At 39.4% G+C, this 21,226-nt stretch carries 33 protein-coding genes and 1 rRNA gene (1 of these 34 cut by a window edge); 32 read left to right on the forward strand and 2 right to left on the reverse strand.

From position 1 onward, the window contains the following. Positions 1-5 precede the first annotated feature (5 nt). The 29 genes from rpsQ (at position 6) to MKZ18_RS00875 (ending at position 16,962) form a co-directional block, all read left to right on the forward strand. Positions 6-269, forward strand: coding sequence for a 30S ribosomal protein S17 (gene rpsQ / locus MKZ18_RS00735; RefSeq protein ID WP_025909734.1), 264 nt, complete (start codon positions 6-8; stop codon positions 267-269). Between the two features lie 52 nt (positions 270-321). Further along, complete coding sequence (gene rplN / locus MKZ18_RS00740; RefSeq protein WP_025909735.1) at positions 322-690, forward strand: 50S ribosomal protein L14; 369 nt, start codon at positions 322-324, stop codon at positions 688-690. A 51-nt stretch (positions 691-741) separates the two neighbouring features. Further along, positions 742-1,053 carry a 50S ribosomal protein L24 gene (rplX, locus tag MKZ18_RS00745; protein WP_025909736.1) on the forward strand — a complete coding sequence of 104 codons (312 nt, stop codon included), beginning with the start codon at positions 742-744 and terminating at the stop codon, positions 1,051-1,053. Between the two features lie 31 nt (positions 1,054-1,084). Further along, positions 1,085-1,624, forward strand: coding sequence for a 50S ribosomal protein L5 (gene rplE / locus MKZ18_RS00750; RefSeq protein WP_025909737.1), 540 nt, complete (start codon positions 1,085-1,087; stop codon positions 1,622-1,624). A 33-nt stretch (positions 1,625-1,657) separates the two neighbouring features. Next, positions 1,658-1,843 carry a type Z 30S ribosomal protein S14 gene (locus tag MKZ18_RS00755; RefSeq protein WP_025909738.1) on the forward strand — a complete coding sequence of 62 codons (186 nt, stop codon included), beginning with the start codon at positions 1,658-1,660 and terminating at the stop codon, positions 1,841-1,843. Between the two features lie 30 nt (positions 1,844-1,873). After that, positions 1,874-2,272, forward strand: coding sequence for a 30S ribosomal protein S8 (gene rpsH / locus MKZ18_RS00760; RefSeq protein ID WP_025909739.1), 399 nt, complete (start codon positions 1,874-1,876; stop codon positions 2,270-2,272). A gap of 31 nt (positions 2,273-2,303) precedes the next feature. After that, positions 2,304-2,843 carry a 50S ribosomal protein L6 gene (rplF, locus tag MKZ18_RS00765; RefSeq protein WP_025909740.1) on the forward strand — a complete coding sequence of 180 codons (540 nt, stop codon included), beginning with the start codon at positions 2,304-2,306 and terminating at the stop codon, positions 2,841-2,843. A gap of 32 nt (positions 2,844-2,875) precedes the next feature. Beyond that, positions 2,876-3,238, forward strand: coding sequence for a 50S ribosomal protein L18 (gene rplR, locus MKZ18_RS00770; RefSeq protein WP_025909741.1), 363 nt, complete (start codon positions 2,876-2,878; stop codon positions 3,236-3,238). A 20-nt stretch (positions 3,239-3,258) separates the two neighbouring features. Further along, a complete protein-coding gene (rpsE, locus tag MKZ18_RS00775; protein WP_025909742.1) occupies positions 3,259-3,759 on the forward strand; it encodes a 30S ribosomal protein S5 in 501 nt (166 codons plus the stop codon). A 13-nt stretch (positions 3,760-3,772) separates the two neighbouring features. Beyond that, entirely contained in the window at positions 3,773-3,955 is a 183-nt protein-coding gene (gene rpmD / locus MKZ18_RS00780; protein ID WP_025909743.1) for a 50S ribosomal protein L30, read from the forward strand. A gap of 33 nt (positions 3,956-3,988) precedes the next feature. After that, the gene (gene rplO / locus MKZ18_RS00785) at positions 3,989-4,429 is read left to right on the forward strand and encodes a 50S ribosomal protein L15 (RefSeq protein ID WP_025909744.1); all 441 of its coding nucleotides are present in this window, start codon (positions 3,989-3,991) and stop codon (positions 4,427-4,429) included. A gap of 2 nt (positions 4,430-4,431) precedes the next feature. Then, positions 4,432-5,724 (forward strand): preprotein translocase subunit SecY, encoded by a 1,293-nt coding sequence (secY, locus tag MKZ18_RS00790; protein WP_025909745.1) that lies wholly within the window; start codon positions 4,432-4,434, stop codon positions 5,722-5,724. 64 nt (positions 5,725-5,788) lie between these two features. Further along, positions 5,789-6,442, forward strand: a complete 654-nt coding sequence (locus MKZ18_RS00795) for an adenylate kinase (protein WP_025909746.1) — start codon at positions 5,789-5,791, stop codon at positions 6,440-6,442. Next, entirely contained in the window at positions 6,439-7,185 is a 747-nt protein-coding gene (map, locus tag MKZ18_RS00800) for a type I methionyl aminopeptidase (protein ID WP_025909747.1), read from the forward strand. Before MKZ18_RS00795 ends, map begins: the two co-directional genes overlap by 4 nt. A 240-nt stretch (positions 7,186-7,425) precedes the next feature. Beyond that, the gene (gene infA / locus MKZ18_RS00805) at positions 7,426-7,644 is read left to right on the forward strand and encodes a translation initiation factor IF-1 (protein WP_025909748.1); all 219 of its coding nucleotides are present in this window, start codon (positions 7,426-7,428) and stop codon (positions 7,642-7,644) included. Positions 7,645-7,681: 37 nt separating this feature from the next. Then, positions 7,682-7,795, forward strand: a complete 114-nt coding sequence (gene rpmJ / locus MKZ18_RS00810; RefSeq protein WP_003156543.1) for a 50S ribosomal protein L36 — start codon at positions 7,682-7,684, stop codon at positions 7,793-7,795. A 23-nt stretch (positions 7,796-7,818) separates the two neighbouring features. After that, on the forward strand, positions 7,819-8,184 hold the full coding sequence (gene rpsM / locus MKZ18_RS00815; RefSeq protein ID WP_025909749.1) for a 30S ribosomal protein S13: 366 nt from the start codon (positions 7,819-7,821) through the stop codon (positions 8,182-8,184). Positions 8,185-8,207: 23 nt separating this feature from the next. Continuing rightward, positions 8,208-8,597 carry a 30S ribosomal protein S11 gene (gene rpsK / locus MKZ18_RS00820; protein ID WP_025909750.1) on the forward strand — a complete coding sequence of 130 codons (390 nt, stop codon included), beginning with the start codon at positions 8,208-8,210 and terminating at the stop codon, positions 8,595-8,597. A 179-nt stretch (positions 8,598-8,776) separates the two neighbouring features. After that, entirely contained in the window at positions 8,777-9,721 is a 945-nt protein-coding gene (locus MKZ18_RS00825; protein WP_013054952.1) for a DNA-directed RNA polymerase subunit alpha, read from the forward strand. 46 nt (positions 9,722-9,767) lie between these two features. Next, a complete protein-coding gene (rplQ, locus tag MKZ18_RS00830; protein ID WP_025909751.1) occupies positions 9,768-10,130 on the forward strand; it encodes a 50S ribosomal protein L17 in 363 nt (120 codons plus the stop codon). Positions 10,131-10,246: 116 nt separating this feature from the next. After that, positions 10,247-11,086 carry an energy-coupling factor ABC transporter ATP-binding protein gene (locus MKZ18_RS00835; protein ID WP_025909752.1) on the forward strand — a complete coding sequence of 280 codons (840 nt, stop codon included), beginning with the start codon at positions 10,247-10,249 and terminating at the stop codon, positions 11,084-11,086. Beyond that, entirely contained in the window at positions 11,062-11,931 is an 870-nt protein-coding gene (locus tag MKZ18_RS00840; RefSeq protein ID WP_025909753.1) for an energy-coupling factor ABC transporter ATP-binding protein, read from the forward strand. Before MKZ18_RS00835 ends, MKZ18_RS00840 begins: the two co-directional genes overlap by 25 nt. Beyond that, on the forward strand, positions 11,928-12,725 hold the full coding sequence (locus MKZ18_RS00845) for an energy-coupling factor transporter transmembrane component T family protein (protein ID WP_025909754.1): 798 nt from the start codon (positions 11,928-11,930) through the stop codon (positions 12,723-12,725). The genes MKZ18_RS00840 and MKZ18_RS00845 overlap by 4 nt, the downstream gene beginning before the upstream one ends. Before the next feature lie 18 nt (positions 12,726-12,743). Further along, positions 12,744-13,484 (forward strand): tRNA pseudouridine(38-40) synthase TruA, encoded by a 741-nt coding sequence (truA, locus tag MKZ18_RS00850; protein ID WP_025909755.1) that lies wholly within the window; start codon positions 12,744-12,746, stop codon positions 13,482-13,484. A gap of 153 nt (positions 13,485-13,637) precedes the next feature. Continuing rightward, entirely contained in the window at positions 13,638-14,075 is a 438-nt protein-coding gene (rplM, locus tag MKZ18_RS00855; RefSeq protein WP_025909756.1) for a 50S ribosomal protein L13, read from the forward strand. Between the two features lie 20 nt (positions 14,076-14,095). Further along, complete coding sequence (gene rpsI / locus MKZ18_RS00860) at positions 14,096-14,488, forward strand: 30S ribosomal protein S9 (RefSeq protein WP_025909757.1); 393 nt, start codon at positions 14,096-14,098, stop codon at positions 14,486-14,488. A 122-nt stretch (positions 14,489-14,610) separates the two neighbouring features. Continuing rightward, positions 14,611-15,042, forward strand: coding sequence for a DUF2521 family protein (locus MKZ18_RS00865; RefSeq protein WP_025909758.1), 432 nt, complete (start codon positions 14,611-14,613; stop codon positions 15,040-15,042). Positions 15,043-15,097: 55 nt separating this feature from the next. Next, positions 15,098-15,820 (forward strand): N-acetylmuramoyl-L-alanine amidase CwlD, encoded by a 723-nt coding sequence (cwlD, locus tag MKZ18_RS00870; RefSeq protein WP_035320656.1) that lies wholly within the window; start codon positions 15,098-15,100, stop codon positions 15,818-15,820. Positions 15,821-15,897: 77 nt separating this feature from the next. Further along, entirely contained in the window at positions 15,898-16,962 is a 1,065-nt protein-coding gene (locus tag MKZ18_RS00875; RefSeq protein ID WP_025909760.1) for an Mrp/NBP35 family ATP-binding protein, read from the forward strand. Between the two features lie 323 nt (positions 16,963-17,285). Here the strand turns inward: MKZ18_RS00875 and gerD are convergent, their stop codons facing one another. Further along, positions 17,286-17,921 carry a spore germination lipoprotein GerD gene (gene gerD / locus MKZ18_RS00880; protein ID WP_061786687.1) on the reverse strand — a complete coding sequence of 212 codons (636 nt, stop codon included), beginning with the start codon at positions 17,919-17,921 and terminating at the stop codon, positions 17,286-17,288. Between the two features lie 145 nt (positions 17,922-18,066). On the opposite strand from gerD, the gene MKZ18_RS00885 reads away from it, so the two are divergent. Beyond that, positions 18,067-18,690: a KinB-signaling pathway activation protein gene (locus MKZ18_RS00885; RefSeq protein WP_025909762.1), complete on the forward strand. Its 624-nt coding sequence runs from the start codon at positions 18,067-18,069 to the stop codon at positions 18,688-18,690. Positions 18,691-18,707: 17 nt separating this feature from the next. Here the strand turns inward: MKZ18_RS00885 and pdaB are convergent, their stop codons facing one another. Continuing rightward, positions 18,708-19,472 carry a polysaccharide deacetylase family sporulation protein PdaB gene (gene pdaB / locus MKZ18_RS00890; protein ID WP_061786688.1) on the reverse strand — a complete coding sequence of 255 codons (765 nt, stop codon included), beginning with the start codon at positions 19,470-19,472 and terminating at the stop codon, positions 18,708-18,710. A 143-nt stretch (positions 19,473-19,615) separates the two neighbouring features. On the opposite strand from pdaB, the gene MKZ18_RS00895 reads away from it, so the two are divergent. Together MKZ18_RS00895 and MKZ18_RS00900 are read left to right on the forward strand one after the other, a co-directional pair. After that, entirely contained in the window at positions 19,616-19,789 is a 174-nt protein-coding gene (locus tag MKZ18_RS00895) for a hypothetical protein (RefSeq protein ID WP_153301109.1), read from the forward strand. Positions 19,790-20,037: 248 nt separating this feature from the next. Further along, a 16S ribosomal RNA gene (locus tag MKZ18_RS00900) occupies positions 20,038-21,226 on the forward strand; it runs 364 nt beyond the window's last position.

Below are 21,226 nucleotides of genomic sequence, written 5' to 3' on the forward strand. Positions count from 1 at the left end.
TCAGAATGAGTGAACGCAATCAACGTAAAGTTTACACTGGCCGCGTAGTTTCTGACAAAATGGATAAGACTGTTACTGTTCTTGTAGAAACATACAAAAAGCATTCGCTTTACGGTAAACGTGTAAAGTACTCAAAAAAGTTCAAAGCTCACGATGAGAATAACACAGCTAAAGTGGGCGATATCGTGAAAATCATGGAAACTCGTCCGTTATCAGCTACTAAACGTTTCCGTCTAGTAGAAGTTGTAGAAGAAGCTGTTATTATCTAATAGTGAAAGACAGATCGGATAAGAATGATTCATCCGAAGGGAGGTTTCGTACATGATTCAACAAGAATCTCGTTTAAAAGTTGCAGACAACTCTGGTGCGCGTGAAGTACTTACTATCAAAGTATTAGGTGGTTCTGGTCGTAAGACAGCTAATATTGGTGATGTTATCGTTTGTACGGTGAAACAAGCAACACCAGGAGGCGTTGTTAAAAAAGGTGACGTTGTTAGAGCAGTAGTAGTACGTACAAAACGCGGTGTTCGTCGTAACGACGGTTCATATATCCGTTTTGACGAAAATGCTTGCGTAATCATCCGTGACGATAAGAGTCCACGTGGTACTCGTATCTTTGGACCAGTTGCTCGTGAATTACGTGACAACAACTTCATGAAGATCGTATCTTTAGCTCCAGAAGTTATCTAATTATATATTAATGAATAAAAACAAAATGCCTTTTAAGGAGGTGCGAATAGGATGCATGTAAAAAAGGGCGACAAAGTAGTGGTTATCTCTGGTAAAGATAAAGGCAAACAAGGCGAAGTACTTGCTGCTTTTCCAAAGAAAAACCGTGTACTTGTAGAAGGCGTAAACGTAGTGAAAAAACACTCTAAACCTTCTCAAGTAAATCCACAAGGTGGAATCGTTAGCCAAGAGGCACCTATCCACGTATCTAACGTAATGCCATTAGATCCGAAATCTGGTGAGCCAACACGTGTTGGTTACAAAGTAATCGACGGCAAAAAGGTACGTGTAGCAAAAAAATCTGGTGAAACTTTAGATAAATAATTATTGAAATGTGAAGGGAGGTATAGTTCACATGAACCGTCTTAAAGAGAAATTTACAAAAGAAATTACACCTGCTCTAGTGAGCAAGTTTAATTATGAATCTGTAATGCAAGTGCCAAAGATCGAAAAGATCGTTATTAACATGGGTATCGGTGAGGCTGTTTCTAACTCAAAAGCTTTAGATAACGCTGTTGAAGAATTAGCTGACATCACTGGTCAAAAACCTATCGTAACTCGTGCTAAGAAATCTATTGCAGGTTTCCGTCTACGTGAAGGTATGCCAATCGGTGCTAAAGTAACTTTACGCGGCGAGCGCATGTATGAGTTCTTCGATAAATTAGTTTCAGTTTCACTTCCACGTGTACGTGATTTCCGTGGAGTATCTAAAAAAGCATTTGATGGTCGTGGAAACTACACATTAGGTGTTAAAGAGCAATTGATCTTCCCAGAGATCGATTATGATAAAGTGAGCAAAGTTCGTGGTATGGATATCGTTATTGTTACAACAGCAAACACTGATGAAGAAGCTCGTGAGCTTTTAACTCAGTTCGGTATGCCATTCCAGAAGTAATAACTGCCAACGTTAAGCAGAGGAGGCGAAAATGTGGCTAAAAAATCAATGATTGCGAAGCAAAAACGCCAGCAGAAGTTCAAAGTACAAGAGTACACACGTTGCGAACGTTGTGGACGTCCACACTCAGTACTACGTAAATTCAAGCTTTGCCGTATTTGTTTCCGTGAGCTTGCTTATAAAGGTCAAATTCCTGGTGTTAAAAAAGCTAGTTGGTAAAACCCAAGTTTGGGAAGGAGGTAAATTAATATGGTAATGACTGATCCTATTGCAGATTTACTAACTCGTATCCGCAATGCGAACATGGTTCGTCATGAAAAAATCGAAGTTCCTGCTTCTAACATTAAGAAGCAAATTGCAGAAATCCTTAAGCGTGAGGGTTTTGTGCGTGATGTAGAATACATCGAAGATAACAAACAAGGTATCATCCGTATCTTCTTAAAATACGGTGCAAACAATGAGCGTGTAATTACAGGCTTAAAACGTATCAGTAAACCTGGTCTACGTGTATATGCAAAAACAAACGAAGTACCTCGTGTACTTAACGGTTTAGGAATTGCAATCGTTTCTACTTCTCAAGGTGTTTTAACTGACAAAGAAGCTCGTCAAAAACAAACAGGTGGAGAAGTATTAGCATACGTTTGGTAATAAGTTTTTAAAGTGAATGGAGGTGTAAGTTATGTCACGTGTTGGTAAAAAGCCTTTAGAACTTCCTGCAAGTGTTACAGTTACAAACGAAAACAACACTGTAACTGTAAAAGGGCCAAAGGGTGAATTGACTCGTACATTCCACCCTGAGATTGAAATCAAAGTTGAAGATAACGTATTAGTTGTAACTCGTCCTAGCGACAACAAGGAGCACCGTGCTCTTCACGGAACTACTCGTAGCCTATTAGGTAACATGGTTGAAGGTGTTACAAATGGTTTCGAACGTGGTTTAGAATTAGTCGGTGTTGGTTACCGTGCGCAAAAATCTGGTAGCAAATTAGTATTGAGTGTTGGATACTCTCATCCAGTTGAGATCACTCCAGAGCAAGGTATCGAAGTTGAGGTTCCTTCTCAAACTAAAATTGTTATTAAAGGTATCGATAAAGAGCGTGTAGGTGCATTAGCTGCAAATATCCGTGACGTTCGCCCACCAGAGCCTTACAAAGGTAAAGGTATTCGTTATGAAGGTGAATATGTTCGTCGTAAAGAAGGTAAAACTGCTAAGAAGTAATGCCAGTTAGGTAAAAGAAAGGAGTGACCGAAATGATCACGAAGCAAGATAAGAACAAAGTTCGTAAGAAAAGACATGCTCGTGTTCGTGCTAAATTGTCTGGTACTGCAACTCGTCCACGTTTAAACGTGTACCGTTCTAACCAACATATTTATGCACAAGTCATTGACGATTTAAATTCAGTAACAATCGCTAGTGCGTCTACTTTAGATAAAGATCTTTCTTTAGAAAGTACTAGTAACGTTGAAGCTGCTACAAAAGTTGGCGAATTAGTTGCTAAACGCGCAGTAGAAAATGGCGTGAAAGAAGTAGTATTCGATCGTGGCGGTTATTTATATCATGGTCGCGTAAAAGCTTTAGCTGACGCTGCTCGTGAAGCTGGATTACAATTCTAATTGTAAAAGGAGGGAAAATCATGCGTCGTATTGATCCAAATAAATTAGAGCTTGAAGAACGTGTTGTTACCGTTAACCGCGTAGCTAAAGTTGTTAAAGGTGGACGTCGTTTCCGCTTTGCTGCTTTAGTAGTAGTTGGTGACAAAAACGGTCATGTTGGATTTGGTACTGGTAAAGCACAAGAGGTACCAGATGCAATCCGTAAAGCAATTGAAGATGCGAAGAAAAACTTAATCACTGTACCTATGGTTGGTACTACAATTCCACACGAAATCCTTGGACAATTTGGTGCAGGTCAAATTTTCTTGAAACCTGCTTCTGAAGGTACGGGAGTTATCGCTGGTGGTCCAGTTCGTGCGGTATTAGAATTAGCTGGCGTAAGTGATATTCTATCTAAATCTTTAGGTTCAAATACTCCAATTAACATGGTACGTGCAACTCTTAACGGTTTAGCTAACCTAAAACGTGCAGAAGAAGTTGCAAAACTACGTGGTAAGTCTGTAGAAGAACTGTTAGGATAAGGAGGGACACAGAATGGCAAACAAATTAGCAATTACCCTCACTCGTAGCGTAATTGGTCGTCCAGAAGATCAACGTGTAACTGTTCGTACACTTGGCTTACGTAAAGTAAACCAAACTGTCGTTCAAGACGATAATCCTGCAATTCGCGGTATGATTAACAAAGTAGCTCACCTTGTTACAGTAAAAGAGCAATAATTATAAATTGTCACTCTAAGGAGGTGCTCCGGAATGAAACTTCATGAATTACAACCAGCTGCAGGTTCACGTAAAGTGCGTAACCGTGTAGGTCGTGGTACTGGTTCAGGTAACGGAAAGACTTCAGGTAAAGGTCACAAAGGGCAAAACGCTCGTTCTGGCGGTGGCGTAAGACCTGGATTCGAAGGTGGTCAAACGCCTTTATTTCGTCGTCTTCCAAAACGTGGCTTCACTAACATCAATCGCAAAGAGTATGCGATCGTTAACCTTGAAGCTTTAAATCGTTTTGAAGATGGAACTGAAGTAACACCAGAACTATTAATTGAAACTGGTTTAGTAAGCAAAGAGAAGGCTGGTATTAAAGTGCTTGGTAACGGTACATTATCTACTAAGCTAACTGTTAAAGCTGCTAAGTTCTCCTCATCTGCTAAAGAAGCTATTGAAGCTGCTGGCGGAACTGCAGAGGTGATCTAATAATGTTTCAAACAATCTCCAATTTAATGCGCGTACGTGAAATTAGACAAAAAATCTTTTTCACATTGTTAATGTTAGTTATTTTCCGAATTGGTACTTTTATTCCTGTACCTAGTGTTAATACGGATGTACTGAAGTTGCAAGACGAGTTAAATGTATTTGGAGTTCTAAATACATTTGGCGGTGGGGCTCTTCAAAACTTCTCTATACTTGCAATGGGCATTATGCCTTATATTACAGCATCCATCATCGTTCAATTATTGCAGATGGATGTTGTACCTAAGTTTACAGAATGGTCAAAGCAAGGAGAGGTTGGGCGTCGTAAACTTGCCCAAGTAACTCGTTACGGAACAATTGTGCTTGGATTTATCCAGGCATTAGGTATGTCTATAGGATTTAACAATATGTCGGGTGGGCAATTAATTGCTAATCCCGGAGTCGCTACTTATCTTTTAATTGCTGTCGTACTAACGGCAGGAACAGCGTTCTTAATGTGGTTAGGCGAACAGATTACAGCGAAAGGCGTCGGTAATGGTATTTCCATCATTATCTTTGCTGGTATCGCTGCTGGGATCCCTACAACACTCAACCAGATCTACGCTCAGCAATTCGAAGATGTTGGGGATCAGTTATTTATTCGTATTGTGACAGTTGTTTTAATTGCACTTGCTGTATTAGCTATTGTAGTTGGTGTTATTTATTTCCAACAAGCTTTACGAAAAATACCTATTCAATATGCAAAGGGTTCAGCCGGTCGTAATCCTACGGGTGGTCAGTCCACACATTTACCGTTAAAAGTAAATGCTGCTGGGGTTATTCCTGTTATCTTTGCAGTTTCATTCATTATTACTCCACCAACGATTGCATCATTCTTCGGTCCGAATGATGTGACAGATTGGATTCAAAAGACGTTTGACTATACTCAGCCAATTGGTATGATAGTATATGTTGCGTTAATCATTGCTTTCTCATATTTCTATACATTTGTTCAGGTTAACCCAGAGCAAGTAGCAGAAAACTTGAAGAAGCAAGGTGGATACATTCCAGGTATTCGCCCTGGTAAAAGCACACAAGAATATTTAACAAAAGTGTTGTACCGCTTAACATTAATCGGTTCAATTTTCCTTGCGTTAATTGCTGTACTACCAGTGATTTTTATCCAGGTTGCAAATTTACCTCAGTCTGCACAGATTGGTGGTACTAGTTTGTTAATCGTTGTCGGTGTAGCTCTTGAGACAATGAAACAGCTTGAGAGTCAATTAGTGAAACGACATTATAAAGGGTTTATTAAATAAAGGGTTTAGTGGGAAGCAGCTTGCTTTCCCATTAAACAGATAGATACTGAGGGGGAAGCAAAAAATGAATTTAGTGTTAATGGGCCTTCCTGGTGCTGGGAAAGGTACTCAAGCAGAACAGATCGTTGAGCATTACGATATCCCTCATATCTCAACAGGAGATATGTTCCGAGCTGCAATTAAAGAAGGAACGCCTCTAGGCTTAAAAGCTAAATCATTTATGGATCAAGGTAATCTTGTACCAGATGAAGTAACAATCGGTATTGTTCGTGAACGTTTAAACAAACAAGATTGTGAAAATGGCTTTTTACTTGATGGATTCCCAAGAACAGTAGCACAGGCAGACGCTCTTGAAACAATCTTAGAAGAATTAAACAAAAAGATTGATTATGTTATTAATATTGATGTAGATGAAAGTATCCTTATGGAACGCCTTACAGGGCGTCGCATTTGTAAAGACTGTGGAGCTACTTACCACCTTGTATTCAACCCTCCTGCTAAAGAAGGCGTTTGTGACAAGTGTGAGGGAGAGCTGTACCAGCGTGCAGATGATAATGAGGAAACTGTTTCAACTAGACTCTCAGTTAACGTTGAACAATCAAAACCATTACTTCATTTCTATGAAGAAAAAGGTTATTTACGCAATATTAATGGTAATCAAGACATTAACGTTGTATTTGACGACATCCGTAATTTACTCGGGGGAGTCAAGCAATGATCATTTGCAAGACGCCGCGTGAAATTGCAATCATGCGTGAAGCAGGGAAAATTGTAGCTTTAACTCATCAAGAGTTAAAAAAACATATTCAACCTGGTATTACGACGGAAGAATTGGATGCAATTGCTGAAAAATTTATTCGTCAACATGATGCAATTCCGTCTTTTAAAGGGTATAATGGTTTTCGCGGTAGTATTTGTGCTTCTGTAAACGAAGAATTAGTTCATGGTATTCCAGGAAACAGAAAGCTGCAAGAAGGAGATATCATCAGCATTGATATTGGTGCTAAATACAATGGCTATCACGGTGATTCTGCTTGGACGTACGGAGTTGGAAAGATTTCAGAAGAAAATCAACGGCTTCTAGATGTCACAGAGCAATCTCTTTATAAAGGCTTAGAGCAAGCTAAGCCCGGCGATCGATTATCGAATATTTCACATGCTATTCAAACGTATGCAGAATCTCAAAACTTTTCAATTGTAAGAGAATATGTTGGTCATGGTGTTGGCCAAGATTTACATGAGGATCCGCAGATTCCACATTATGGTCCACCAAATAAAGGACCGCGTCTACGTCCAGGCATGGTGTTGGCAGTAGAGCCAATGGTGAACGCTGGAACTCGATATGTCAAAACATTATCTGATAACTGGACTGTTGTAACAGTCGACGGAAAGATGTGTGCGCATTTCGAACATACAATTGCAATCACTGAGACGGGATATGAAATTCTAACAACGCTGTAGTTGGTAGTTAAGGTTATCTCTATCCATTCCTCGCTAGATGCACTGGACAGTTAAACAGTAATTATCTAAATTCACGATGCTCGTTTTTCGTCTGAATTGCTGTTAAAATGGTAAAGATGTATATTACAAACGTGATCCATCTTGAATTTAATGATTACGATCTCCGGATGTTCAGAACAGGTTCTTTTTAAGTCAATTAATGATAGCTTGTTACTGTTGCAAAGAAAGGAGAGCACTTTAATGGCAAAAGACGATGTAATTGAAGTAGAAGGTACAGTCCTAGAGACTTTACCTAATGCAATGTTCAAGGTAGAATTAGAAAATGGTCATACAGTACTTGCTCATGTATCTGGTAAGATTCGTATGCACTTCATTCGCATTTTACCTGGTGACAAAGTAACTGTAGAATTATCACCATACGATTTAACTCGCGGTAGAATTACGTACCGTTTCAAATAAAACCTATGCACTCCGTACTATCAAGGAGGTATGAAACATGAAAGTCAGACCATCGGTAAAGCCGATCTGCGAAAAATGTAAAGTAATCCGCAGAAAAGGGAAAGTAATGGTAATTTGTGAAAACCCTAAGCATAAACAAAAACAAGGTTAATCATAAGGAGGTGCACTGTTCACATGGCACGTATTGCTGGTGTTGATATTCCTCGTGACAAACGCGTAGTCGTTTCTTTAACATACATTTTCGGTATTGGTCGTCCAACTGCTGAAAAAGTTCTAGCTGAAGCTGGAGTTTCTGAAGATACTCGCGTTCGTGACTTAACAGAAGAAGAATTAGGTAAAATTCGTGATATTTTAGATAGCTATAAAGTAGAAGGCGATCTTCGTCGTGAAGTTTCTTTAAACATCAAACGTTTAATTGAGATTGGTTCATACCGTGGTATCCGCCACCGTCGTAGTTTACCAGTTCGTGGTCAAAACAGTAAAAACAATGCTCGTACACGTAAAGGCCCACGCCGTACTGTAGCGAACAAGAAGAAATAATTAGTAAGGGAGGTCATTAACAGATGGCACGTAAAACTAATACACGTAAACGTCGCGTGAAAAAGAATATTGAATCTGGTGTTGCTCACATTCGTTCTACGTTCAACAACACTATCGTAACTATTACAGATGTTCACGGTAATGCGATCGCTTGGTCTAGTGCAGGTGCACTTGGCTTCAGAGGTTCTCGTAAATCTACTCCATTTGCTGCTCAAATGGCTGCTGAAACAGCTGCTAAAGTATCAATGGACAATGGTATGAAAACTTTAGAAGTAACAGTAAAAGGACCTGGTGCAGGTCGTGAAGCTGCTATCCGTGCTCTTCAAGCTGCAGGTTTAGAAGTAACAGCTATTAAAGATGTTACTCCTGTTCCTCATAACGGATGCCGTCCGCCAAAACGTCGTCGTGTATAATTAATATGTATAGATTCTGTACAATTGTCGATAATGATGATGGTATAGAATTTATTCATGCAACGAAATGTTTTTTCATTTGTTGTGCACATTCGGGAACTGTCTAATAGGGAATTTCGGTTAGGCCTTGAGAAGACTCAGTCTAGCCGAGGTTTCGACGTTTTGAAGGAGGGTTTATTATGATAGAGATTGAAAAGCCAAAAATCGAAACGGTAGAAATCAGCGATGATAGAAAGTACGGTAAATTCGTCGTCGAACCACTTGAGCGTGGATATGGTACTACTTTGGGTAACTCCTTACGTCGTATCCTATTATCCTCACTCCCTGGTGCAGCTGTAACATCTATTCAAATTGAAGGTGTATTACATGAATTCTCAACAGTCCCTGGGGTTGTTGAAGATGTAACAAACATCATTTTAAACGTTAAGAAATTGGCGTTAAAGATTTACTCTGATGAAGAGAAAACTCTTGAGATTGATGTTAAAGGTCCTGGTACTGTCACGGCTGCTGATATTCAAGCAGATAGTGATATTGAAGTTCTAAATCCAGATCTTCATATTGCTACACTTGAATCAGATGCTCATTTCCGTATGAGACTAACTGCTCGCACTGGTCGAGGTTATAATCCTGCCGATGCAAACAAGCGTGAAGACCAACCAATTGGAGTTCTTCCAATTGATTCTATTTATACTCCTGTTACGCGTGTTTCGTATTATGTAGAAAATACTCGTGTGGGGCAAATGACGAATTATGATAAGTTAACACTTGATGTATGGACTGATGGAAGCATCGAGCCAGAAAAAGCAGTAGCTTTAGGTGCAAAGATCTTAACTGAGCACTTAAACATCTTTGTTAACTTAACTGATGAAGCCCAAAAAGCAGAGATTATGGTAGAAAAAGAAGAAGATCAGAAAGAAAAAGTTCTTGAGATGACTATCGAGGAACTAGATTTATCTGTTCGATCTTATAACTGCTTAAAACGTGCAGGCATTAACACTGTACAAGAGCTTGCTAACAAAACAGAAGAAGATATGATGAAAGTTCGTAACTTAGGCCGCAAATCTTTAGAAGAAGTGAAAGCTAAACTTGAAGAGCTGGGCTTAGGCTTACGTAAAGACGATTGATATCTTATTAATCTGTTTAACTACTTAACAAAGGAGGGGACCTCACATGTCTTACCGTAAATTAGGTCGTACAAGCGCACAACGTAAGGCGCTTCTTCGTGATTTAACAACTGATTTAATCATCAACGAGCGTATCCAAACTACTGAAGCTCGCGCTAAAGAGTTACGTTCAACTGTTGAAAAAATGATTACTTTAGGTAAACGTGGAGATTTACATGCTCGTCGTCAAGCTGCAGCTTACATCCGTAATGAAGTAGCTAACGAAGAAGCTAACCAAAGCGCATTACAAAAACTATTCAGCGATATCGCTACTCGATATGAAGATCGCCAAGGCGGTTACACTCGTATCTTAAAAGTTGGACCACGCCGTGGTGACGGTGCTCCAGTCGTTATCATTGAATTAGTTTAATAATTTATACATGTGGAAAAGGGCGAGACAGTTTGAAACTAGTCGTTGCCCTTTTTTTATACCATTAACTCTTCAACCTTTTTATATGAAGAGTAAAGATTAGAGGGATCGTTACGTTGAAAGAGACATCACTTGAAGTAAAGAATTTATGTTTTCGCTATGAGTCAAATGATGATCTAACACTCGATCAAATTAGTTTCTCTGCTTATAAAGGTGAATGGTTGGCAATTGCGGGGCATAATGGCTCGGGTAAATCAACGCTGGCAAAAATTTTAAATGGTTTGATTCTTCCGGAATCTGGATGTGTTAAAGTGATGGATACGTTTCTTGATGCTGATACTATCTGGGAAATTCGTAAACAGATTGGAATGGTGTTTCAAAACCCTGATAACCAATTTGTAGGCTCTACTGTACAAGACGATATTGCATTTGGCTTAGAGAATAACGGTATTCCATACGAGGTAATGGCTCAGCGTATTCCTGAAGCTCTTCAGCTCGTCAATATGAGCGATTATGTTAATCAAGAGCCACATTCCTTATCTGGAGGCCAAAAGCAGCGTGTGGCTATTGCAGGTATTATAGCAGTCCAGCCAGATATTATTGTTTTAGATGAAGCTACTTCAATGTTAGATCCGATAGGTAGAACCGAAGTACTTGAAACTGTTCGAAAATTAAAAGAAGAAAAAAAACTCACGGTTATTTCCATTACTCATGATTTAGATGAGGTAGCTATGGCTGATCGTGTAATTGTTTTAAACAAAGGAAAAGTTTTTGCGAGTGGAGAACCTAGGGAAATTTTTGCTTTAGGCTCTGAGTTAACGAGAATTGGCTTGGACTTACCATTTTCAGTGAAGCTAAGTGAAAAGATTGCATCTTTAGGCATTCCGCTATCAAAAATTCATTTAACGGATGAGGACTTGGTGAACGAACTATGGACATTATATTCAAAGACGTAGAGCATCGTTATCAACTAAATACTCCTTTTGAACGCATGGCGCTCCATGATTTAAACCTCACTATTAAATCTGGGACGTTTCTAGCAGTAATCGGGCATACGGGTTCTGGTAAATCAACGGTTATTCAGCATCTAAATGCTCTCTTAAAGCCTACGTCTGGCTCCATTACAATCGGAGCTCGTACCATAGAATCTAACCGTAAGGAAAAGCAATTAAAGCCGATTCGTCAAAAGGTAGGAGTCGTTTTTCAGTTTCCAGAGCATCAGCTGTTTGAAGAAACAATTGAGAAGGATATATGCTTTGGGCCAATGAATTACGGAGCAAGCTTGGAAGATTCACAGAAAAAAGCAAGAGAGCTAATTGAATTAGTAGGCCTATCACAAGATATGTTGCAGCGTTCTCCATTTGATTTGAGTGGAGGGCAAATGAGAAGGGTAGCTATTGCTGGAATTTTAGCAATGGAACCTGAAGTTCTTGTTTTAGATGAACCAACAGCAGGTTTAGATCCAAGAGGTCGAAAAGAGATTATGGATATGCTTTATACGCTTCATAAAGAAAAGGGCCTTACAACAATTCTGGTTACTCATAGCATGGAAGATGCTGCAATGTATGCAGATGAAGTCTTGGTTATGAATAAAGGAACTATTGCTATTAAAGGTACGCCTAAAGAAGTATTCAGTCAATATGAGAAATTAAATGAATACGGACTACAGGTTCCTGAGACGCTTCGTTTCTCCTTAAAGCTACAAGAAAAATTCAAGCGTAGAGATAATCAGGTTCCCCTCACTTTTCAAGAGGTTATTCAGCAGGTACAAGGATTAATGTTAAAGGGTGAGAAGCCATGATGAATTCCATGATTATAGGGAAGTATGTCCCGGGGGAGTCAGTTGTTCATAGAATGGACCCTCGAGCTAAGCTTTTACTCGTATTTGCTTATATCCTAATCGTTTTCCTGGCTAATAATGCAGGTGGTTATGTGTTACTAGGAGCCTATACAGCCCTGTTGGTCTTTATGAGCAAGGTTCCATTTTCATTTATCCTACGAGGCTTAAAGCCGGTTATATGGATTATTATTATTACGTTTATCTTGCATATCATTATGACTAAAGAAGGACCTGTCTTGCTTGAATTAGGCTTCTTATCTGTCCATCAAGGTGGAGTTATTCAAGGGTTATTAATATCTCTGCGCTTTTTATTTTTAATCTTAATTACCACTTTGCTGACGTTAACAACAACGCCAATTCAAGTAACAGATGGTATTGAGAGTTTACTAGGCCCTTTAAAGAAGCTAAAATTCCCTGTTCATGAACTAGCATTAATGATGTCTATATCATTACGCTTTATTCCTACTTTAATGGATGAAACAGATAAAATTATTAAGGCTCAAACAGCTCGTGGTGTCGACTTTAGTAGCGGACCTATTATGGATCGACTAAAAGCAGTAGTTCCGTTGCTTGTCCCACTTTTTATTGGCTCGTTTAAGCGAGCTGAAGAGCTAGCCATTGCAATGGAGGCTAGAGGATATAGAGGGGGAGAAGGGCGTACAAAGTATCGACAGCTAACCTGGGGAGCAGCTGATACCATTATGCTGATTACGCTCGTTTGTTTAGCCGTGGGTCTATTATTTATTCGAAATTAAACTGGTTTGGTGAAAAAAATGAAACGCTTAAAATGTATCGTGGCGTATGATGGTTCTCTTTTTGCTGGGTATCAGGTACAGCCGGAGAAACGAACAGTTCAAAGTGAAATAGAGAAGGTTTTAACACAGATGCATAAAAGGAAAATAACCATTTATGCATCTGGTCGAACGGATGCACAGGTTCATGCTGAAGGTCAAGTTATTCACTTTGATACAGACCTAAATATTCCACTCAATAAGTGGAAAAAAGCATTGAATTCAATGCTCCCAGATGATATTGTAATTAAGTATGTAAGTGAAGTCGATTCTGAGTTTCACGCTCGTTTCAATGTGAAGGCGAAAGAGTATCGTTATTATATTGATAGGCAGGAAAATCGCAATCCTTTCACTCGTTATTATGCATACCACTATCCTTATAAGCTTGATTACATGAAGATGAAAGAAGCAAGTCATTATCTCATCGGCACTCATGATTTTACGAGTTTTTGTTCTGCAAAAACAGAAGTGGAAGATAAGGTGCGGACAATCTATAATATAGATTTGGTCGAAGAGGGTAACCAACTTGTACTTACGTTTAAGGGAAATGGCTTCTTATACAATATGGTACGTATTCTTGTTGGTACATTGTTAGATGTAGGACAAGGTAAAATAGATCCTGTTGATATAAAAGCAGTATTAGAGAGCAAATCACGGCCTTTAGCGGGGAAAACAGCTCCGGCGGAAGGGCTCTATTTGTGGCAAGTTTTCTATGACAACTAAACCTGGTGTAACATTTTCTTGACATTAGTAGTGTAAACATATAATATATCATATGGTATGTATTTTAACCCCACGGTTAGCCCCGGAAATTAATCGTGTTGAAATATAAGGTTGAAATAATTTTATTATTGATGAAAATTAGGAGGGAAACTCATGCGTACAACTTTCATGGCGAAAGCAAACGAAGTAGAGCGTAAATGGTATGTTGTTGATGCTGAAGGTAAAACTTTAGGTCGTCTTGCTAGTGAAGTAGCATCTATCTTACGCGGTAAACATAAACCAACTTTTACACCCCACGTTGATACTGGTGATAACGTTATCCTTATCAATGCTGAGAAAATCGAATTAACAGGTAAGAAATTAACTGACAAGATTTACTACCGTCACAGCATGCACCCAGGTGGTTTAAAGCAACGTACAGCATTAGAAATGCGTACTAACTACTCTGAAAAAATGCTTGAATTAGCAATCAAAGGCATGCTTCCAAAAGGTAGCTTAGGTCGTCAAATGTTCAAAAAACTTCATGTATATGCTGGTAACACACATCCACATGAAGCTCAAAAACCAGAAGTTTACGAACTTCGCGGATAATTAATAAGGAGGTTATTATCTTGGCACAGGTACAATATTATGGAACTGGTCGTCGTAAAAGCTCTGTTGCTCGTGTACGTTTAGTACCAGGTAACGGTCGCGTTGTAATTAACGGTCGTGAAATCGAAGAGTACATCCCATTCGCTGCACTACGTGAAGTAGTAAAGCAACCACTTGCTTTAACTGAAACTGTAGGTAACTATGACGTATTTGTAAACGTTGATGGTGGAGGTTACGCAGGTCAAGCTGGTGCTATCCGTCACGGTATTTCTCGTGCTTTATTAGAAGCTGATCCAGAATACCGCGTAACATTAAAACGCGCTGGCCTATTAACTCGTGACGCTCGTATGAAAGAACGTAAAAAATACGGTCTTAAAGGCGCTCGTCGTGCACCTCAGTTCTCAAAACGTTAATTTCTATTATCGTTTCAGCCCTTGGTCTCAAAGACCGAGGGTTTTTTTATATTGTCTTAGCTTTTAATGAATGAGATTACAGGTTGTGTAGACAATATGAGAAAAAGGAGTCTTGCATATTTATGTATGAAGCGAACACGTTTAAAGAGAAGCGATACGAAAAAGAAATGAAGTATGAGCGCAAAATCTTACGAGATTTGTCCATTGAGGAACTACACAGAAAAGCTGATAAAACATTCCGACCTATTTTTCAGTGGCATGTGATGAGCGAATACCACGTTGAAGAGTACTGTATGGATATTGCTATCGAATCGTTTTTGCTAGGAGCAAGAACAAGTAAGTTTTTCACTTGGGGAGAAACAGCAGAACAATCAAAGCTGCGCAGTGTAAATGAAGAGAAACTGTTAGCAGACACGCTATTTGAAGTACTATGTTCCGCTTCAAATGAAGTTTCTAAGGACAGCCTTTATTATCTGTGCCAGTCTTATGTAGAAGAGTGGTGGAATGAAGGATACGAAACGGGTATTCGTAGACATCGTCTTCGCCTTAGTTGAAAAATAATCATAAATTGCCCCCTTGTCCCATATAGAAGTAAATAGGTATGTGGGAATGGGAGGGGATTTTTTGTCTAAAGTAAAAATTATAAGCGGGCTATTAGCGTTTGTTGTTATTGCATTTATCATTCAATATCAATTTGGTACCAAGATATCGTCAGGCTCTTTCTCTTTGCCTCTAAGCGGGAAAATCATTGTAATTGACCCTGGTCATGGAGGTCCTGACGGTGGAGCTGTTGGTGGAAAAGAAACGTTGGAAAAAGATATTACGTTAAAAATGTCACTTGAACTCAGAGATTACCTTCAAGAACAAGGTGCTTTAGTGATATTGACGCGAGAAACAGACAAGGATTTAGCTAAAAAAGAAACAAAAGGATATAGCAGGCGTAAGGTTGAAGATTTAAAAAAGCGACTTGATATCATTAATGAATCAAATGCAGATTTGTATTTAACCATACATCTTAATGCTATTCCATCTCCAGCTTGGAGAGGTGCTCAAACGTTTTACCATGGTTCTTTAAAAGAGAATGAACAAGTAGCGAAGTTAATTCAAAATGAACTAAAAGCAAACCTAGAGAACACAACAAGAGAAGCTAAAGTCATGCAAACTCTCTACTTATTAAAGCATGCAGATCCACCGGGTGCCTTAGTTGAAGTCGGGTTTTTATCCAATCCTTCTGAACGTGAGCTGTTAGAAACTGAAAAGTATCAGCAAAAGGTATCAGAATCTATCTATGAAGGAGTAAGTCGCTATTTTGCAGGTGAAAAAGCAAAATAGGGTAACATGTAACCTTGTATGTATTAGAGTATGGTATACTAAAAGTGGAAAATGACTTTTAACATGGTGGTGGGAATATGCTTACGGAACAACAGGTAAAAGATGCAGTAGGGGAAATTGTAGATCCATTTTTAAACAGATCATTAAACGAAACAGATGCAATTAAAGAAATTTCAATCAAAGAAGAGAAAAAGCATATTAGTGTAAAAGTTGCTGTAGCTAAAACAGGTACGAGCGAACAACTTTCATTACAATCAACTATCGTTGAAAAACTAAAAGAAATTGGTGCTGCAACAGTAGGAATTCGCTTTATTGAATTTACTCCTGAAGAATTAGCACCATTTCGCGCTGAGCAAAAGAACGATGGTAACTTACTTACGAGTCTTAACCCTCCGCAATTTATCGCAGTTGCGAGTGGTAAGGGTGGCGTAGGGAAATCAACGGTTTCTGTAAATTTAGCGATATCTCTAGCACGTTTAGGAAAAAAAGTAGGTTTAATTGACGCTGATATTTACGGATTTAGCGTTCCGGATATGATGGGGATTACACAGCGTCCTACGGTACAAGGAGAACGTATTATTCCTGTAGAAAGATTAGGGGTTAAAGTAATCTCAATGGGATTCTTTGTTGAGGATAATTCACCAGTTATCTGGCGTGGCCCCATGCTTGGTAAAATGTTGACAAGCTTCTTTACAGAAGTTGAATGGGGAGAATTAGATTATTTATTATTAGATTTACCTCCAGGGACAGGTGACATTGCGTTAGATATTCATTCGATGCTTCCATCTTGTAAAGAGGTTATTATTACGACTCCACATCCAACTGCAGCATTCGTTGCAGCAAGAGCCGGCGCAATGGCATTGAAGACGGATCATGAAGTAATTGGAGTGGTTGAAAACATGTCCTTTTTTGAGAGTAAGTTGACTGGTGAGAAGGAATATGTATTTGGAAAAGGTGGCGGTCAAAAATTAGCTGAAGAACTTCAAACCAAGCTATTAGGCCAGCTTCCTTTAAGTCAACCAGATTGGAATGAAGAAGACTTTGCTCCATCTGTGTATGACAAGTCTCATCGTTTAGGGAAAGTGTATAAAGAAATCGCTCAAAAAGTCGCGGATATTTGCGAACAAAACGTCTATAATTAAAAAGAGGCTGGGACATCAGTAATTCAGCCAATGTTAAACCTGAACGGTTGAGAGCTCCTCACTTTCAATCGTTCAGGTTTTTTGTTGATTGTGAAAACAATGTTGGAAACAGGGTGGAATGGAGCGTAGGACACTCGACTCCTGCGGGAAAGAGAGGGAAAACGGAGATCCCGCAGCGCAGCGAGGAAGCTCAGGTTCCTCCCCGTGGAAAGCGAGTGGCCGTAGCGCAATGGAACGAACGTGTTCTGACAAACCAAAGAGATGGGAACAGCTAGTGTTCGTCTTTTAGAAGCAATCATTTTGTTATGTCTCAAACTCTTTTTTTAATCTTGTTCTTGTTCTTCAGCGTCAACGGATGCTTCTTCAGAAGAGCCTTCGTCACTATTTTCACCTTTTTGACCTTGTTGTTCAGAATTTTCTGCAGCAGCTTTTAATAAGATATCCTGAATTTTTGATTGGTAAAGAGGACTTTCGAATGTTTCATTCATTATTTTCTGTAAATGAGTGCGGTATTCTTTACTCTTAAGTACGGTTAACAGTTCTTTTTCCATTGCTGGGTCTTTTAAAATGTCCTGTAGCATGGCTTGGTAATCAGGATCCTTCATAAGCTGCTTTAATACTCGTTCATGCTCTGCTTCCATACTTTTAGCAAAGCTCTCAGCGAATTTTGGATCTTTCATGGCTTTTTTCCAAAATTCAATGCCAGTATCTGAAGTCAACGTTTCAGAAATTGTTTCTTTAACCATTGCTTGATCCATCACGAGGTTCTCTCGAAGTGTAGGATCATCCATAATAGCTTCAATGGCTTTCTTTCCTTCATCAGTCTTTAAAATATCAACAACCATTTTCTTTGTTTGATCGTAATCCATCCCGTTACTTTCCTCGTCTTGAGGGGCACAGGCAGTTAATGAAAACATGCATATCCCTACATAAGAGAGGAGCAAGAGTAGCTTTTTCATGGATGATGGGCTCCTTTCAACATACGCTTACGCTTAATATGAGATAATGAGCATTTTTTATTCATTGCTCACCTCTAGATTTTTTAAAAAACGATTGGTACAATTTATGAAAGGGATTACTTAACGGTTTTATGGGGGGATGAGCTTGAATAGTCGCAATTGGGTTCGACTTTTTTTATCAACCTTAATAGTAGGTGGGCTTAGCACATCTATCGTTGGTTTTGCGGTGAGATGGAATGAGTACAAAGAGTTATTTGCTGGTGGAGAAGTAGCAGAGATCTTATCAATTTTAACGTGGCTAATCGGTGTAGGCTTTATCTTTAGCCTTATTAGTCAGATGGGTTTTTTTGCATATTTAACGATTCATCGATTTGGGATTGGGATTTTTCGTTCATTATCCTTATGGTCAAGCGTACAATTGGTGTTAATTATTTTTGTACTATTTGATTTAGTTTATTTTCGCTATCGCTTTTTTGCTGAAGAGGGAGAATCTATGCTGAGTTACCTTTTAATTAGTATTTTTGTTTTGGTGTACGGCTTAGTGGTAGCATACCTAAAGGCTAAAAGCACGAAAAAAGAGGCTTTTGTGCCGGCTCTATTCTTTATTGTTGTAATTACGACAGTGGAATGGTTTCCTGCACTTCGTACCAATGAAGAAAGCTGGCTGTATTTAATGCTATTTCCTTTGTTAATTTGTAATACATATCAGCTTTTGATCTTACCTAAATTAACAGCAAACACAAAAGTAGTGAAAACAACCAGCGGCTAATAGCCCCCGGTTGTTTTTTATTTAACATCTTGAATATCACTTTTTGTATTAGAAATAAGAGTAGAGACTGTCACGTTTGATATTTTTTTAGACTGTAAAGAGTGCTGGATATAAGGGAGTGCTTCTGCAGTTTGCTGAGCTGAATCGGACGCATGCAGTAATACAATGTCTCCACCATGTAATGGTTTAGTTGTATTTGATACAATTTCTTTAACACCTGGATTTGTCCAATCTTTTGAGTCAATGCTCCAGTGAATAATTGTATACCCCATCTTATTTGCAAGTTTTAGAATATCTTTATTAAAATGTCCGTTAGGTGGACGCAAAAGTTTTACTTCCTTAATACCTAAAGAGGTAAAAACTTTCTGTGATTTCGCTAAATCTTGCCTAATTTCGTTTAGCTCCATAGAAGTATAGGAGTTATAATCATATCCCATGGTTCCAATTTCATGGCCTTCCTTTTTAATTCTTTCAACAACATCTGGATGACGTTCTGCCCAGGAAGCAGATAAAAAGAACGTGGCTTGATTGATCTTTTGTTTTTTAAGTTCATCCAAAATAGGAACAGCACGTTCGTCTCCCCAGCTGATATTAAAAGTTAAGGCTACCTCTAAATCTTTTTCTTCAGCCTTATAAACAGCCCGTGGTCCATCGTCCGTTGAGAAAACGGGATAGTCAAACATATGTTGAGCATAAAGGAAGAAGCTTGTAAACAAAGCTGATAAAATAATAATCATGGTTTGTTTTAAGCGTTTAGCTTTTATTGTATAAAATCCATTCACGTTTTCACCTCATTTAATTAAGTAGTACTTGTCTAATTTCTATGCAAAGTGTGAAAGATAAATAACAAATAATCATCGGTTCTTATAAAAGATGATATAAAGTTGCCAGCGATGGTTAGAATAAACAAGAAAAGGTGTTATACGTGAGAAGGTTATCTTTGAATGAACAAGAAATAGTAGAGCTGCAAACTATTTTATTAAAAGAATTAAAAGATTTATCTATACAGACTCATACATATGAATCTAACCCGTTTATTGCTCGTGTTATTAAAGAAAGACAGGTATTACTAAGACGATTATTAATGCGTACAAGTTAACTAATCATTAGCCGGAAACAAAGTTGATAAAAAAGTTTCGAAAAAGTGTTGACCTTTTTATTTATATCTGTTAAATTATTAAATGTCGCAAGTGAGCGATAATAAAAAGTAAAAAAGTATTGACAAGTTACTTTCAACTTGTTAATATAAAAAAGTCGCTTCTAAGCGACGGTTGAACTTTGAAAATTGAACAAAGCGACAAACGTCAACGTTAATTTTTTTAAACTTTTATGAGCGAGTCAAACATTTCTTCGGAGAGTTTGATCCTGGCTCAGGATGAACGCTGGCGGCGTGCCTAATACATGCAAGTCGAGCGAACTGATTAGAAGCTTGCTTCTATGACGTTAGCGGCGGACGGGTGAGTAACACGTGGGCAACCTGCCTGTAAGACTGGGATAACTCCGGGAAACCGGAGCTAATACCGGATAACATTTTCTCTTGCATAAGAGAAAATTGAAAGATGGTTTCGGCTATCACTTACAGATGGGCCCGCGGTGCATTAGCTAGTTGGTGAGGTAACGGCTCACCAAGGCAACGATGCATAGCCGACCTGAGAGGGTGATCGGCCACACTGGGACTGAGACACGGCCCAGACTCCTACGGGAGGCAGCAGTAGGGAATCTTCCGCAATGGACGAAAGTCTGACGGAGCAACGCCGCGTGAGTGATGAAGGCTTTCGGGTCGTAAAACTCTGTTGTTAGGGAAGAACAAGTACAAGAGTAACTGCTTGTACCTTGACGGTACCTAACCAGAAAGCCACGGCTAACTACGTGCCAGCAGCCGCGGTAATACGTAGGTGGCAAGCGTTATCCGGAATTATTGGGCGTAAAGCGCGCGCAGGCGGTTTCTTAAGTCTGATGTGAAAGCCCACGGCTCAACCGTGGAGGGTCATTGGAAACTGGGGAACTTGAGTGCAGAAGAGAAAAGCGGAATTCCACGTGTAGCGGTGAAATGCGTAGAGATGTGGAGGAACACCAGTGGCGAAGGCGGCTTTTTGGTCTGTAACTGACGCTGAGGCGCGAAAGCGTGGGGAGCAAACAGGATTAGATACCCTGGTAGTCCACGCCGTAAACGATGAGTGCTAAGTGTTAGAGGGTTTCCGCCCTTTAGTGCTGCAGCTAACGCATTAAGCACTCCGCCTGGGGAGTACGGTCGCAAGACTGAAACTCAAAGGAATTGACGGGGGCCCGCACAAGCGGTGGAGCATGTGGTTTAATTCGAAGCAACGCGAAGAACCTTACCAGGTCTTGACATCCTCTGACAACTCTAGAGATAGAGCGTTCCCCTTCGGGGGACAGAGTGACAGGTGGTGCATGGTTGTCGTCAGCTCGTGTCGTGAGATGTTGGGTTAAGTCCCGCAACGAGCGCAACCCTTGATCTTAGTTGCCAGCATTTAGTTGGGCACTCTAAGGTGACTGCCGGTGACAAACCGGAGGA

The organism is Priestia sp. FSL W8-0001 (assembly GCF_038050335.1).
GTDB classification, from domain to species: Bacteria; Bacillota; Bacilli; order Bacillales; family Bacillaceae_H; genus Priestia; species Priestia flexa.